Source organism: Terracoccus luteus, assembly GCF_003635045.1.
Lineage (GTDB): Bacteria > Actinomycetota > Actinomycetes > Actinomycetales > Dermatophilaceae > Terracoccus > Terracoccus luteus.
Genome location: NZ_RBXT01000001.1, coordinates 3,541,694 through 3,556,286, shown reverse-complemented (window position 1 = coordinate 3,556,286; position 14,593 = coordinate 3,541,694). Strand labels below are relative to the sequence as shown.

Sequence of the window (14,593 nt, the reverse complement as noted above, 5' to 3'; positions counted from 1 at the left end):
CGCCATGAGTCGGCTGGCACACGCGTGAACTCGGCTGTGGAGAACACTGCCCCGGGATGCGGAGACCTGCTAGAATAGAACACATGTTCGATAGCGATGCGTTGCTGACACCAGGAGGGCTCGACGCCCTGCTGGTGGCGCTCGCGGGCGTCGAGCAGACCGAGCCAGCAGCCGGCGGCGGCAGTGCGGTGGCCGGTACCGGGCCTGAGTCGAACAATGTCGACGTGGGCCTTGGTTCGCACGGTGCGAGCACCGGCGACACGAGCACCGGCGACACGAGCACCGGCGACACGACGGCACCACCCACGCCCCCGGCCCCGATGAGGGAGTCCACGCCCGCACGGCTGCTGTCCGACGCGGAGCGCATCGACGTGCTGACCGCGTTGGAGCGGGTCAAGGCCGCGGTCGGTGCGGCGCAGGTGAGGGTGACGGCCGGGTTCGTGGCCTCGCAGGAGCAGGCCTCGATCGGCTGGCGGGCGCAGTCGGAGGCGGCGCTGGACGCGAACGACTTCGACGGCTGGCTCGACGCCCGCGAGAAGGCTGACCTGGCCTCGTGGGCGGCGGCCTTGGAGTTCGGTGCCCACGCCGACACCCGCGGCAAGACGGCGTCCGACGACTCGGACCTCGGTGCGGCTGGGTCTGATGGCTCGGCCGGCTCGGCTGGTGCGGGTGAGCCGGAGCGGCGGCCCTCGTCGTCGAGGCGCAACCTCATCGCCAAGGGCGGGGTCGCGGCACAGGTCGCGCTGGCCCGGCACCTGTCGCCGTTCAAGGGCGCCGAAGGCATCCGGTTCTCCCTCACCCTGTCGCACGACATGCCCCACGCGCTGGCGCTGCTCGAGGCGGGGGTGCTGAGCGAGTGGCGGGCCCTGAGCATCACCAAGGAGGCAGCCATCCTGTCCCCGGAGCACCGGCGTCTGCTGGACCAGGAGCTGCACGACACGTACGGCGAGCGCCTCGGCGGGCTGGGCGACCGGGAGCTGAGCCGTCTAGTCCGGGGGATCGCGTACCGCCTCGACCCTGAGAGTGTGCTGCGGCGGGCCCGGAAGGCCGAGTCCGAGCGAAAAGTCACGATGAAGTCGGCCCCGGACACGATGGCGTACCTGACCGCGCTGCTGCCGGCCGCGGAGGCCGTCGCCGCGTACGCGGCGCTGACCGGGGCGGCAGCGTCGGCTAAGGCAGCCGGGGATGAGCGGGGCAAGGGTCAGGTCATGGCCGACACCCTCGTCGACCGCGTCACCGGCCGTGCCGCCAGCGAACCCGACGCCACCACCACCGACGAGATTCCCGCCGACGGCGCCGCCGCAGAGCCGGCTGGCTCGGCCGGCTCAACTGACGGCTCTCGCACGGCCGGCGAGTCTGACCCCGTCCGGGGCTCGACGGCCCCGGCACAGGAGCCGACCGGTCGGGCGGGGGTGGACGTCGAGGTGCAGCTCGTCATGGGCCTCGACGCCCTCTTCAACACCGGTGACGGAGCTGACACCCCCGCGCAGCTGCTCGGCTACGGCACCGTCCCCGCCGGCTGGGCCCGCGAGTACCTCCGACCCGCGGACACCCACCACCCAGACGACCCGGACGACCCCCTCGCAGATCCCGGCGGCGGGCAGGTCTCGGATCGTGGGGGTGGTCTGTCCCGCGCTGGGCGGGTCTGGATCCGGCGCCTGTTCGTCCGGCCCGACACCGGTGAGCTCGTGGCCATGGACTCCCGACGACGGCTCTTCAGCGACGGGCTGCGCCGGTTCGTCCTGACCCGCGACGCCGCGACGTGCCGGACGCCGTGGTGCGACGCGCCCGCCAGGCACGTCGACCACGTCACCCCCCACGCCGACGGCGGCCCCACCTCGGCGGCCAACGGGCAGGGCCTGTGCGTGGCGTGCAACCTGACCAAGGAGCACCCCGACCTCACCAGCACCACCTTGCCTCGCAACCGCCGCAGTGTGAACGACGGCGGGAACGGTCACACCGTGCGGGTCACGACCGGCACCGGGCACAGCTATGAGTCCGTGGCCCCGGTCCTGCTGCCCGGCGCTCCATCACCTCAACCATCGGCGCCCCAGCGACCCCACGACTCGGGGCACCCGTTCCCGACCCTCCTGTGGCCGCTGCCCGTCGACCCCACGCAGCGGCCCACGATCACGAGCGACAGCGCCGTCGAGCGATGGCTCCAGCAGCTCATCGACGAGGCATCGGCGACGCCCACCCCGGGGGCCTGAGCACCGTCCGGGCGACCGGCGACCCACCGTGACGTGGGGTGGAGCCAGACTGTCCTCATGGCCCGCTTCACGATCCACCTCACCCCGCCGGTGTCGCCGACGGTCGCCTTCGACCGCGTGCTCGACCTGCGCGCGCACTCGGAGGTCATCCCCCTCACCACGCTGAGCGGCGAGCACCTGCGAGCCGCCGAGCTCGAGGTGGGCTCGCGGTTCACCGCCCGCACTGCCGTCGGCCCGGTCGGCTTCGACGACGTCATGGTCGTGGACGCCCTCACCCACCCCGACCGCTCGGACGACGGCCGGGGGTCGGCTCGGCTGCACAAGGAGGGGCGCCTCGTGCACGGCACCATCGACCTCGAGGTCTCACCGCGCCCCGGGGGGTCGACCGTGCTGTGGCGTCAGGAGATCCGCGTGGCAGGCGTGCCGGCCCTGCTGGACCCGGTCGTCGCGGTCGTGGCACGTGCTGCCTACGGCACGACGCTGAAGCGCCTGCTCCGTCGGGGTTGAGCCGCTCGGGCGGTCAGCAGGCGCCGCCCGACTCGTCGACGCGGGTGCCCGGGGCGGCGGTCGAGCCGTTCCACGTGTTGCCCACCGACGGCCAGTACGACCGCAGCGGCTTGGCCAGCTGCACCGCGCCGCTCATCGTGTTGCCCGACACCGTCGTGCTCATGGTGGCCCCCGCCTGGAAGACGACACCGCTCCCGGAGACGGTGTTGCAGGCGACCGTCGCGAGGCGGGTGCTGCTGTTCATCGAGGGCCACGTCAGCCGGGAGTCCATGGCCCGCAGGCTGATGGCGGCGGCCCGCGCGTTCTCGACGCGGTTGCCCACCCACCGGTTGCCCCACCCGGCCTTCTGGTCGTTGAGGCCGATGGCGACGTCGCGGGCGGTGTTGAACGAGATCGTGTTCCATGACCCGTCCTCGTCCGTCGTGAAGGCCCGCCCGTCACCCGGGAGGTCGTGCACGACGTTGCCGGTCACCGTGTTGTAGGCCGACGACCCACCGACGCGGATGCCCTCCTGCATGTAGTGCTTCCACGTCGACGGGGCGATGTCGTGCACGTCGTTGTCGCTGATGCGCCAGCCGTCGCTGAAGGTGCCGAGCCAGACGCCCGGTCCGGTGCCGCAGGCGATGTCGTGGATCTCGTTGCCCGAGATGAGCCCGAAGTCGTTCATCGCCGAGTGGATCCCCTTGAGGGTCAGGTCGTTGCCGACGATGCGGATGCCGACCGACGGCCGCAGCGGCACCCGCACCTGACCCTGCAGGTGCTCGAGCGCAGCGGCGGTCGAGGTCGGCTCGTAGCTCGCGCGGCCGGGCACCGCGCGGCGGGCCTGCCAGTTCTCGGCGTTGCGGTTGAGCCAGTCCCGCACGTTGCCGGCGTTGCCCCCCATGATCATGACGCCACCACGGATCGACAGTCCGGTGATGGTCCAGTGGCTCGCCCCCTTGGTGAAGCGGATGGTGCGGTCGGGGTCGGGCGCGGTGGCGTTGCACGCCGGCATCCGCAGGTCGGCGGTCAGCCGCACCTCGCCGGTGCCGTCGCCGGTCAGGGTGATCGGCGCCTCGGCGGTGCCGGACGCCCTGATGTCGAGCGGGCCGGTGTAGGTGCCGGGTGCGAGCCGGATCGTGTCGCCGGGCTTGGCCGACTTCACGGCAGCGTGCAGCTGAGTCGACGTACTGACGTCGACGACGCCGCCCTTCACCGGGCCGGGCGCGCCCTTCGCCGGTCGCGGCGTCGTCTTCACCGTGACAGAGGCGGCCGCAGCGGCAGCCGGGGCGGACACCGTCGCGCTCACCACCGAGGCGGCGGTGAGGGCGGCCAGGGCCGCGACAGAGGGGCTGAGCGGACGCCGCTGGGTGGACGACCGCGGGGACGGGGTGGTGCGCATGGCTCTCCGATCGGTGGCGCGACGCATCGACCGGATGGGCAGGCGCGGACGGCCCTTCGACCCGGGCGGGCGGGAGGGCGTGAAGGGTCCGGGCCGGCCCCGGCCGGAGCGAGGAACCGGGGGCAGGGGTGGGTCGGGCGGTGGGGCGGATATCCCGCGGGTGGATCGTCCACCACAACGTGGATACCCCCATATAGTGCAAAACGGACAGAGGTTGTGCAACCCCTCGACGAACCCTCACCGCCCCCTCCCGACAATCCCGACGGCGGCCCGCACCGAATGGACGCTCATGACCCGACTACGTCTCGCCCTGACCGGCGTCCTCGCCGCCGTGGCCGGGATCGCCGTCGGCCATCTCGTCGCCGCCTTCGCGGCCCCGTCCGCCTCGCCGGTGCTCGCCATCGGCTCCACCGTCATCGACCTGACGCCGACACCGCTCAAGGAGTGGGCGATCGCCCACTTCGGCACGAACGACAAGCTCGTCCTGCAGGGGTCGGTCGTCGTCGTCACCCTCGCGCTCGCCGCCGTGGCCGGCATCCTGTCGCGGACCCGGCGCTGGGTGGGCGTGGCGCTCATCTCGGCCCTCGTCGTGCTGGCCGGCCTCGCCGCCGCCACGCGCCCGGCCTTCCGGCCCGTCGACCTGCTGCCCGCCGTCGCGACCCTCGTCGTCGGCGTCGCCACCCTGCTGGGGCTGCGGTGGCGCGCCCTGGCCGCCTCGCGTCCCGTCGCCGACACCGTGCAGAGCACGGGCCGACCGGATGCCGGGCCGAGCCGTCGCGGCTTCGTGCTCGCCTCCGTGGGAGTGGCCGTCGCGGCAGGCCTCGTCGCCACGGCGGGCCAGGTGCGCATCGGCGCCCAGCGCGTGCGCAGCCTCGTGCTGCCGCGCCCCGCCAGCCCCGCGGAGGCGCTGCCCACCGGGCTCGACCGCACGGTCCCCGGCATCTCCCCGCTGCAGACCCCGACCGCCGACTTCTACCGGGTGGACACCAACCTCACCGTCCCCCAGGTCGACGTCGACACGTGGACCCTCGAGGTCGACGGCATGGTCGAGAACCCCTTCACCCTCACCTTCGCCGAGCTGTCGGCGATGCCCCTCATCGAGCGCGACATCACCATGACGTGCGTCTCGAACGAGGTCGGTGGGGGCTACGTCGGAGCCGCGCGCTGGCTCGGTGTCCGACTCACGGATGTGCTTGGTCGGGCTGGTTTGAGGGGCCGGCCCGACCAAGTGCTCAGCACCGCGGTCGACGGCTTCACGATCAGCACCCCGCTCTCGGTGGTGCAGGACGGCCGTGACGCCATGATCGCGATCGGCATGAACGGAAAATCGCTCACCGACGTCCACGGCTTCCCGGCCCGGCTCATCACGCCCGGCCTCTACGGGTTCGTCGGCGCGACGAAATGGCTGACGAAGCTGACGCTGACGACCTACGCGCAGGACCAGGCCTACTGGACCCAGCGGCAGTGGGTGACCGACGCCCCGATCAAGACGAGCGCCCGCATCGACACCCCGGCGCCGCTGTCGACCATCAAGGCCGGCCGCACCGCCATCGGCGGCGTCGCCTGGGCGCAGCATCGCGGGGTCGGCAAGGTCGAGGTGCAGATCGACGGCGGCGACTGGCAGCAGACCCGCCTCGGCCCGGACGTCAACATCGACTACTGGCGCCAGTGGTACCTGCCCTGGGACGCGAAGCCGGGACTGCACCGCATCGCCGTGCGCGCCGTCGACCGCGAGGGCCAGGTGCAGTCGAACGAGCGGGCCACTCCCTTCCCCTCCGGCGCGAGCGGCATCCAGGAGGTCGTCGTCACGGTCGCGTGACCCCCTCCTGCCCCGTCGTTCCCGTCACCGGCCCCTGCCGGTGGCGGGAACCTCGCATTTCCCCCGTACGACCCCCAATCCGGGGGGCAGGGGGCGACGAACACCAGATGACAGCGCGACGCGCGGCCCACCAGCGGCCACGACGGCATCCGACGCCGAAAGCGTTGTCGCCCAAGCGAACCGCATCGCAGCACCATCCCCAGTTCCCACCGGCCCACTCGGGTCGGACATCGAAGGAGTCCAGCATGATGAACAAGACCCGCACCGGCCTCGTCGCCCTGGCGATCGCCCTGCCGCTCAGCCTCGCCGCCTGTGGCAGCGACTCGACCACGAGCTCGACCCCCGCGGCCGGCGGCGCCATGAGCAGCTCGAGCCCGATGATGAGCTCTTCGGAGCCCACCCCCAGCGACTCGATGAGCTCGTCTTCGATGGGCTCGGAGTCCATGGACGCCTCCACCGCCGTCTTCGGCGAGGGCTGCGCCCAGGTCCCGGCCAGCGGCTCCGGCTCGTTCTCGGGCATGGCCACCGACCCGGTCGCCACCGCCGCGAGCAACAACCCGCTGCTCAAGACGCTCGTGAGCGCCGTCAAGACCGCCGGCCTCGTCGACACGCTCAACTCGGCCAAGGACATCACCGTCTTCGCGCCGGTCGACTCGGCCTTCGCCAAGATCCCGTCCGCCGACCTCCAGAAGGTCCTCGACGACAAGGCCACCCTGACCAAGGTCCTGACCAACCACGTCGTCGCGGGCAAGCTGACCCCGGCCGACCTCGCCGGCACGCACAAGACGCTCGCCGGCACCGAGATCACGGTCGCGGGCTCGGGCGAGAAGTTCACCGTCGGCAAGGACAAGGCCAACGTCATCTGCGGCAACGTCCAGACCGCCAACGCCACCGTCTACATCATCGACGGGGTCCTGCTTCCCTGACGGTTCGGGCCACCCGCCCGACCCGCCAGACCGGCGACCACACGACAGCTGCGGACCAATGCCTCTCCGACCCACCACAATGGACCTCATGTCCAACTTCTCGGTGGCCTCGTCGGGCGACCTGACGCCCGACGAGCCGGGGGGCCCCGCCGCCCTCGGCCGGCTCCTCACGGAGTCGGCCGGGGGTGACGAGCAGTCCTTCGCCCGCCTGTACGACCTCGTGTCGTCCCGGGTGTACGGCCTGGTCCGGCGTGTCGTGCGTGACCCGGCGCAGTCCGAGGAGGTCTCGCAGGAGGTCTTCCTCGACATCTGGCGCCACGCGGCACGGTTCGACCCTGCGAAGGGCAGCCCGCTCGCGTGGATCCTCACCATCGCGCACCGGAAGGCGGTCGACCGGGTCCGGTCGGCCGAGTCGGCGCGCGGTCGTGACGAGGTGTACGGCGTCACGAACCTCGACGTCGCGCACGACAGCACCGCCGAGGCGGCGGTGCAGAAGCTGGACGCAGAGCACGTCCACCAGGCCCTCGACACCCTCACGGAGGCCCAACGACGTGCTCTCGAGCTGGCGTACATCGCCGGCTACACGCACACCGAGGTGGCGAGCATGCTCGGCATTCCCCTCGGAACGGCCAAGACGCGAATACGCGACGGCCTCATCAGACTCAGAGACACCATGGGGGTGACATCGTGAACGGCGAGATGCACGCGCTTTCGGGCGCCTACGCCGTCGACGCGCTCGACGAGCTCGAACGAGTCCGGTTCGAGCGACACCTGGCCACGTGCGCGGACTGCCGCGCCGAGGTCGACAGCCTCGCGCTCGTCGCGGCCGATCTCTTCACGACCGAGATGACGCCGCCGGCCAGCCTGCGGGCGGGCGTCCTCGGCCGACTCGGCTCGGTGGCTCAGCTGCCGCCGCTGCCCGCGCAGGAGACCGGCCCGGATGCCGGTCGGCCCGGTCACGAGGCCGACGTGCCCGACGTGGCCGACGAGGCCCCGGCCGCACAGGCCGGCGACACGGCATCCGACACGACCGACGAGAACGGGGCGACGGTCACCTCGATCGACCGGCCCGGTCGCCACACGGCGCCCCGGGCGAGCCGCTGGCGCGGGCTCGTGGCCGCCGGGACGGCCGCGGTGCTGGCGCTCGGCGCCTTCGGCGTCTGGCGCTCCATCGACGGTGGCGGCCAGCAGGGCTCGCCGAGCGTGGCCAGCCAGGTGCTCGACGCCTCCGACGCGACCCGGGTCGAGAAGACCCTGCCCGGTGGCGGCACGGCGACGATCGTGCGTTCCGCGTCGGTCGGCAAGGCTGTGCTCGTCGCGAGCGACCTGCCGGCGGTGCCGTCCGACCGCACCTACCAGCTGTGGCTGGCCAAGGGCTCCGCGTTCACGTCGGCCGGGCTCGTCCCGGGGGCGGGCAACCAGACCGTCGTGCTCGAGGGCGACGCGAACACCGCGACGGGGGCCGGCATCACCGTCGAGCCGTCGGGCGGCTCGACCCAGCCGACGACGACCCCGCTCGCGCTCTACAGCTTCTGACCCACCCGTCGAGAGGCCACGTCCCGTCACGCGAAAGCGTCGGGACGTGGCCTCTCGACGTTCTCCGGCGCGTCGGAAAGTGGCCTCTCGACGGGTGCAGCCAAGAGCGCAGTCGTTGCGTTGCCGCAGTTGCTGCGTTAGCGTCGGACGATGAGCCAACCCACCTCCTCCCCCGACGGACGCCGCGCCGTGGCGCCACTCGCGGCCGCGGTCGAGGCGGCCCGAACCTCCCTCGAGCGGGTCGACGCCGCCCTGCCCGGTGACGCCCTGCCGCTGCTGCGCCAGGCGCAGGAGCAGGTGACCCGGGCCGTCGACGAGGCCATGGCCGCCGTGCTCGTCGACGGCGCGGGCACGATCCGCTCCGCCGGCGCCCTGGCCGGTCTCAGCGAGAACGCCGTCGGGCCGCGTCTCGCCCGCACGTCGCTGCTCGGCGCCTACGGGTCCGAGAGCGGGCGGGTCACGGCGGGCGGCGTCGAGCGCGCTCGCTACGACCTCGAGCAGGGACGCCACCGGCCGGCCGACGAGTCGTCCACCTCCCGCCCCCTGCGCTTCCGTGCGCGCCGACCCGACTGAGGAGCCCCGATGACCGACCCGAACCTCACCCACCTCTACTTCCTGCTCGACCGCAGCGGCTCGATGCAGTCGATCCGCAGCGACACCGAGGGCGGCTTCGACGCCTTCATGGCCGAGCAGCGCACCCAGCCCGGCTCGTGCCGCGTCACCCTCGCGCAGTTCGACGACCGCTACGAGGAGGTCTACCGCGACGTCCCGGTCGCCGACGTGCCCCCGCTGTCGCTGCAGCCGCGAGGTACGACGGCGCTGCTCGACTCCGTCGGCCGCCTCGTCGGTGACGCCGGCGCCCGGCTCGCGGCCCTGCCCGAGCACGAGCGGCCCGGTGTCGTCATCGTCGGCATCATGACCGACGGCCTCGAGAACGCGTCCCGCGAGCTGACCCACGCCCAGGTCAAGGCGATGGTGCAGCGCCAGACGCACGAGTTCTCGTGGCAGTTCCTCTATCTCGGCGCCGACCAGGACGCCATCGAGGTCGGCACGAGCCTCGGCGTCGCCGCCGACCGCTCGCTCACCTACAGCCGGGGCCGGGTCGACGCCGTCATGGCCGCGACGTCACGCAACGTCGGTCGCGCCCGCGCCGCCGTCGCCGGAGGGGCCACCCCGCAGCAGGCCGCCGCCTCCCTCGCCTTCGACGCCGAGCAGCGTCGCGCCGCCGCCGACTGAGTGTGCGGAGCGGGCAGCACCCACCCGGGTACCGTGACGCCATGACGAACCAACCCGGCCCGGCGCCCGGCGACGACCTGCGCTTCACCGTCCCGGTGCCGCCGGTGTCGGGGTCGCAGTCGGTGTCGGGGTCGGGGTCGAACCGCCCTGCGGCACAGGCGGACCCGACCCAGGTCATCCCGCTGGTGGAGCACACGACACCGCTCCCGGCCGTCACGGCCTCGCCGATGTGGGGCCAGGCCCCGGCAGCCGGCCCCGCACAGGGTCTCGGAGCCGCGCCGGGTCTCGGGGCCGTGGGCCGCGCCCTGCTGTGGATCACGGTCGGCTGGTGGCTCTTCTTCGTGATCCGGCTGACGTCGCTCCTCGCCGGCGGCGGCTCCGGCTCGACCGCGGCCTACCGCACCGTCGAGATGTACCCGGCCGAGACCGTCGTCGTCGGCGTCGTGGCCGTCGTCGGGGCGGTGCTGCTCTGGCTGGCGCGGCCCGTCGCCCCGGTGGCGCAGCGCGTCTTCGCCCTGGCCCTGTCGGTCGTCACCGTCGTGGTCGTCGTCTGGCGGTTCGCGCCGGTCTGACCCGTCAGCGGCTACCGGGCCGCCATCCGGGCGCGAGGCGCACGACGTCACCGACGACGACGACGGCCGGCGCCTGCACCCCCCGCTGCTCGGCGAGGCCGGCGATGGTGGCGAGGGTACCGAGCGTCGTGCGCTGGTCGGGCGCGAAGCCACGTTCCACCACCGCGACGGGGCACGTGCCGCTGCGGCCGTGCGCCTGCAGCAGCTCGGCGGTGCGCCGCAGCCGGGTGACGCCCATGAGCAGCACGAGCGTGTGGTCACCGCCGGTCGGCAGCGTCGGCACGTCGTCGTGGCCGGTGACGACGGTGAACCCGCGAGCGACTCCACGGTGCGTCACGGGGATGCCGGCCGCGGCGGGCACGGCGACGGCGCTCGTCACGCCCGGCACCACCTCGACGCGGATCCCGCCCGCCTCACACGCTTGCCGTTCCTCGCCGCCACGGCCGAGGACGTAGCTGTCGCCACCCTTGAGGCGCACGACGCCGAGCCCGCGTGACGCCTCCTCGACGAGGATGTCGTTGATGCGCGACTGCGGCACGGGGTGGTGGCCAGGCGTCTTGCCCACGTCGACGACCCGCACCCCGGCGGGCAGCCGGTCGACGACGCCGCGCGGCGCGAGGCGGTCGACGACGACGACGTCGGCCGACGCGAGCAGCTCGTGACCGCGCGCGGTGAGCAGCCCGTCGACACCGGGCCCGCCGCCGACGAGGGCGACCCACCCCGAGCGACCGTCGGATGCCGGTGAGCGGCGTCCGCGGCGCAGGTCCAGACCGCCCGTGGCGAGGGCTCGGACGACCCCGTCGCGGGCCGTCGTGGCCAGGGTCGGGTCACCCGCGGCGTAGGTCGCCACGGTCAGGCGCCCGGCGGGAGTGGTCACGTCGGCGCGGGCCGCGACGCTGACCCGGGTGGCCGCCGCGTCGGACGCGTCGACGCACCAGGTCCGGCTCGCCTCGGCGTCGGCCGCCACCGCGGTGTCGGTCTGCCGGTCGCCCGTGGCGGTGTGCACGAGCCAGGCACCCTCGAGGTCGGCGGGCCCGGCATAGTCGCGGGCGTGCCACTCGACGAGGCCCTCGTGTACGAGGTCGAGCAGGTCCTCGCAGACCCACGGGGCGACGACCCGCACGAGCGCGCCCTCGTCGACGAAGCCGCGGACGCGCCGGGCCGAGACGGGGCCGCCGCCCACGGCGACGGCGAGGCGGCCTGTCAGGTCGACGACGAGGGGCGTGGCCGACTTCACCGGCCCACCCGCGCCGCCGACCGGCATCCGGCCGACATCAGACGTGGAGCCCGCACTCGGTCTTGGCGAAGCCCGCCCAGCGGCCCGAGCGAGGGTCTTCGCCCGGGGCGACGCGCTTGGTGCACGGCTCGCAGCCGATCGAGGGGTAGCCGTCGGTGACGAGCGCGTTGACCTCGACCGCGTTCTCGGTGGCGTAGTCGACGACCTCGTCGAAGGTCCAGGCCGCGATGGGGTTGATCTTGACGAGGCCGTTCTTGGCGTCGAACGACACGAGCGGCGTCTCCGTGCGGGTGGGGGCGTCCTCGCGGCGCACCCCGGTGACCCACACCTCGTAGCCCTCGAGGGTGCGCTGCAGCGGGGCGACCTTGCGCATGGCGCAGCAGGCGGCCGGGTCGCGCTCGTAGAGGCGGGGGCCGTACTGCGCGTCCTGCTCGGCGACGGTGAGCTCGGGCAGCACGTTGACGAGGCTGATCGGGAGGTCCTCGGCGACGATGTCACGCGTGACGAGCGTGTCGCTGAAGTGGTAGCCGGTGTCGAGGAAGAGCACGTCGACGCCCGGCACCTGCCGCGAGACGAGGTGCGGCAGGACGGCATCCTGCATCGAGCACGCGACGGCCATCGTGTCGGGGAAGACCTCGGCGGCCCAGCGCACGACCTCCTCGGCGGTGGCGTGCTCGCCGAGCTCGCGGGCGCCCTGGGCGGCGAGCGCCTCGAGCTCGGCCCGGCGTCGGCGGGCGCGACGCCGGGTGGGCAGGGCGGGCATCGGGAGGGAGACGGTGCTCACTGGAGGGCTCCTTCGTCGGCTCGACGGGTCCAGGTGGAGAACGACTCGCCGCTCTCCCGCTGCGACAGGAAGGTGCGCACGACCCGCTCGACGTAGTCGGGCAGGTCGTCGGCGGTGACCTTGAGCCCGCGGACGGTGCGACCGAGGCCGGCCTCGTCGCGGTCGACGGAGGCGAGACCGCCGCCGAGGTGCACCTGGAAGCCGGGGGTCTGCTCGCCGTCGATGGTGACGAGCTGGCCCTTGAGGCCGATGTCGGCGACCTGGATGCGGGCGCACGAGTTCGGGCACCCGTTGACGTTGAGGGTGATCGGGGTGTCGAGCTGCGGCGCGACGTCGGCGAGGCGCTGCTCGAGCTCGCGGATGGCCGTGGCGGCCGTCGCCTTGGTCTCGACGATGGCGAGCTTGCAGAACTCGATGCCGGTGCACGCCATCGTGTTGCGGCGGAACGGGCTCGGGTCGGTCGTCAGGCCGAGCGTCTCGAGGCCGGCCGCGAGGGCCTCGACCCGGTCGGCGGCGACGTCGAGCACCACGAGCTTCTGGTGCGGGGTGAGCCGCACCCGCTGCGACCCGGCCGCCTCGAGCAGGTCGGTGAGGCCGAGCAGCACGTCGGCGCTGATGCGCCCGACCGTGGGGGCGGCGCCGACGTAGAACCGGCCGTCCTTCTGCTCGTGGACGCCGACGTGGTCACCGGGGCCGGTCGGCGGCGCCGGTGGCGGGCCGTCGGGCAGGGCGCGTCCGAGGTACTCGGTCTCGAGCACCTCGCGGAAGCGCTTCGGGCCCCACTCGGCGAGGAGGAACTTGAGGCGGGCCTTGTTGCGCAGCCGGCGGTAGCCGTAGTCGCGGAAGATCGAGATGACCCCGAGCCACACCTCCGCCGCCTCGTCGGGGGCGACGAAGACCCCGAGGCGCTCGGCCAGCCGGGGGCTGGTCGACAGGCCGCCGCCGACCCACAGGTCGTAGCCGGCGCCGAGCTCGGGGTGGCGCACGCCGACGAGCGAGATGTCGTTGATCTCGTGCACGACGTCGAGGCTGGGGTGGCCGGTGATGGCCGACTTGAACTTGCGCGGCAGGTTGGCCAGCTCGGGGTCACCCACGTAGCGCTGCAGAATCTCGTCGATGACCGGGGTGGGGTCGAGGATCTCGTCCTTGGCGATCCCGGCGAGCGGGCTGCCGAGGATGACGCGCGGGGTGTCGCCGCACGCCTCGGTCGTCTGCAGACCGACGGCCTCGAGGCGGCGCCAGATCTCCGGGACGTCCTCGACGCGGATCCAGTGGTACTGGATGTTCTGCCGGTCGCTGATGTCGGCGGTGCCGCGGGCGAAGTCGCGGCTCAGCTCGGCGACGGTGCGCAGCTGCTCGAGCGTGAGGGCGCCGCCGTCGAGGCGGACCCGGAGCATGAAGTACTCGTCGGACAGCTCGGTGTCGTCGAGCTGCGCGGTGCGCCCGCCGTCGATGCCCGGCTTGCGCTGCGTGTAGAGGCCCCACCAGCGGAAGCGGCCGCTGAGGTCCTGCGGCGGGATCGAGGCGAAGCCCTCCCGGGAGTAGACCTGCTCGATGCGCTCGCGGACGTTGAGGCCGCCGTCCTGCTGCTTCCACTCCTCGTTGCCGTTGAGCGGGGTCGTGCCGTCGACCTTCCACTGCCCGTTCGAGCGGCCGGCGCGGGGCGGGCGGGTGGCCGGGCGGGCGTCCGCGGCGGAGTGGTCGGTGACGGTCATGTAATCGAATGTATAACGCGGACTTATCGGCTGTCGGGGCCGGTCCAGAATCCGATCGTTCCCCACCGGTCCTGTGGGAGTTCGCCCGGGTGGGAGGCTGCGCCCATGAGCACCTTCAGCCTCCGCGCCGCCACCGTGGCCGACGTCCCCGACCTCATCCGCCTCGTCCGCGAGCTGGCCGACTACGAACGGGCGCCGGAGTCCGCGACCGCGACGCCCGCCCAGTTCGAGGCCGCGCTCTTCCCCGCCGACGGTGCCCCCACGGCATCCGCGGAGGTGGCCGTCGTCGACGGGCGCGTCGTCGGGATGGCCCTGTGGTTCACGACGTTCTCGACGTGGACGGGCACCCCCGGACTGTGGCTCGAGGACCTCTTCGTCGAGCCCGCGCACCGCGGGTCGGGCATCGGGGCGGCGCTGCTGGAGCGCCTGGCCGGGGTCTGCGTCGAGCGCGGCTGGGCCCGGTTCGAGTGGACCGTGCTTGACTGGAACGCGCCGTCGATCGCCTTCTACGAGTCGCGCGGCGCGCGCCCGCTGTCGGACTGGACGACGTACCGGGTCGAGGGCGAGGCCCTCACGACCCTGGCGGGTGCCGCCCGGCCCTGACCGACACGACCCCGACCAGCACGGATACCGGTTCGCCCGGTCGACGCGCAGGGCACTGTCAGTGGTC

At 73.2% G+C, this 14,593-nt stretch carries 14 protein-coding genes; 10 read left to right on the top strand and 4 right to left on the bottom strand.

From position 1 onward, the window contains the following. Positions 1 to 83 precede the first annotated feature (83 nt). Positions 84 to 2,210, top strand: coding sequence for an HNH endonuclease (locus DFJ68_RS18355; RefSeq protein WP_245963702.1), 2,127 nt, complete (start codon positions 84 to 86; stop codon positions 2,208 to 2,210). 57 nt (positions 2,211 to 2,267) lie between these two features. Beyond that, on the top strand, positions 2,268 to 2,717 hold the full coding sequence (locus DFJ68_RS16025; protein WP_121034589.1) for an SRPBCC family protein: 450 nt from the start codon (positions 2,268 to 2,270) through the stop codon (positions 2,715 to 2,717). A 13-nt stretch (positions 2,718 to 2,730) separates the two neighbouring features. Here DFJ68_RS16025 and DFJ68_RS16020 read toward each other — a convergent pair whose 3' ends face one another. Continuing rightward, positions 2,731 to 4,098 carry a chondroitinase-B domain-containing protein gene (locus DFJ68_RS16020; RefSeq protein WP_211333397.1) on the bottom strand — a complete coding sequence of 456 codons (1,368 nt, stop codon included), beginning with the start codon at positions 4,096 to 4,098 and terminating at the stop codon, positions 2,731 to 2,733. 289 nt (positions 4,099 to 4,387) lie between these two features. Here DFJ68_RS16020 and DFJ68_RS16015 point away from each other — a divergent pair, with 289 nt between their 5' ends. The 7 genes from DFJ68_RS16015 (at position 4,388) to DFJ68_RS15985 (ending at position 10,187) form a co-directional block, all read left to right on the top strand. Continuing rightward, a complete protein-coding gene (locus DFJ68_RS16015) occupies positions 4,388 to 5,917 on the top strand; it encodes a molybdopterin-dependent oxidoreductase (RefSeq protein WP_121034587.1) in 1,530 nt (509 codons plus the stop codon). A gap of 245 nt (positions 5,918 to 6,162) precedes the next feature. Continuing rightward, complete coding sequence (locus tag DFJ68_RS16010) at positions 6,163 to 6,843, top strand: fasciclin domain-containing protein (RefSeq protein ID WP_211333396.1); 681 nt, start codon at positions 6,163 to 6,165, stop codon at positions 6,841 to 6,843. Positions 6,844 to 6,931: 88 nt separating this feature from the next. Further along, entirely contained in the window at positions 6,932 to 7,534 is a 603-nt protein-coding gene (gene sigK / locus DFJ68_RS16005) for an ECF RNA polymerase sigma factor SigK (RefSeq protein WP_170165796.1), read from the top strand. An 8-nt stretch (positions 7,535 to 7,542) separates the two neighbouring features. Further along, complete coding sequence (locus tag DFJ68_RS16000) at positions 7,543 to 8,379, top strand: anti-sigma factor (protein ID WP_245963701.1); 837 nt, start codon at positions 7,543 to 7,545, stop codon at positions 8,377 to 8,379. A gap of 150 nt (positions 8,380 to 8,529) precedes the next feature. Beyond that, positions 8,530 to 8,952, top strand: coding sequence for a hypothetical protein (locus DFJ68_RS15995; RefSeq protein WP_121034584.1), 423 nt, complete (start codon positions 8,530 to 8,532; stop codon positions 8,950 to 8,952). A 9-nt stretch (positions 8,953 to 8,961) separates the two neighbouring features. Then, positions 8,962 to 9,615 carry a vWA domain-containing protein gene (locus tag DFJ68_RS15990; RefSeq protein ID WP_121034583.1) on the top strand — a complete coding sequence of 218 codons (654 nt, stop codon included), beginning with the start codon at positions 8,962 to 8,964 and terminating at the stop codon, positions 9,613 to 9,615. Positions 9,616 to 9,656: 41 nt separating this feature from the next. Continuing rightward, a complete protein-coding gene (locus tag DFJ68_RS15985; RefSeq protein ID WP_121034582.1) occupies positions 9,657 to 10,187 on the top strand; it encodes a hypothetical protein in 531 nt (176 codons plus the stop codon). A gap of 4 nt (positions 10,188 to 10,191) precedes the next feature. Here the strand turns inward: DFJ68_RS15985 and cobA are convergent, their stop codons facing one another. The 3 genes from cobA to DFJ68_RS15970 are packed head-to-tail and all read right to left on the bottom strand — an operon-like array spanning position 10,192 to position 13,923. Beyond that, positions 10,192 to 11,424: a uroporphyrinogen-III C-methyltransferase gene (cobA, locus tag DFJ68_RS15980; protein ID WP_245963700.1), complete on the bottom strand. Its 1,233-nt coding sequence runs from the start codon at positions 11,422 to 11,424 to the stop codon at positions 10,192 to 10,194. Between the two features lie 37 nt (positions 11,425 to 11,461). Further along, positions 11,462 to 12,187: a phosphoadenylyl-sulfate reductase gene (locus tag DFJ68_RS15975; protein WP_121035453.1), complete on the bottom strand. Its 726-nt coding sequence runs from the start codon at positions 12,185 to 12,187 to the stop codon at positions 11,462 to 11,464. Between the two features lie 17 nt (positions 12,188 to 12,204). Further along, positions 12,205 to 13,923, bottom strand: coding sequence for a nitrite/sulfite reductase (locus DFJ68_RS15970; RefSeq protein WP_121034580.1), 1,719 nt, complete (start codon positions 13,921 to 13,923; stop codon positions 12,205 to 12,207). Between the two features lie 105 nt (positions 13,924 to 14,028). On the opposite strand from DFJ68_RS15970, the gene DFJ68_RS15965 reads away from it, so the two are divergent. Continuing rightward, positions 14,029 to 14,526 carry a GNAT family N-acetyltransferase gene (locus DFJ68_RS15965; RefSeq protein ID WP_121034579.1) on the top strand — a complete coding sequence of 166 codons (498 nt, stop codon included), beginning with the start codon at positions 14,029 to 14,031 and terminating at the stop codon, positions 14,524 to 14,526. Positions 14,527 to 14,593: the final 67 nt, after the last annotated feature.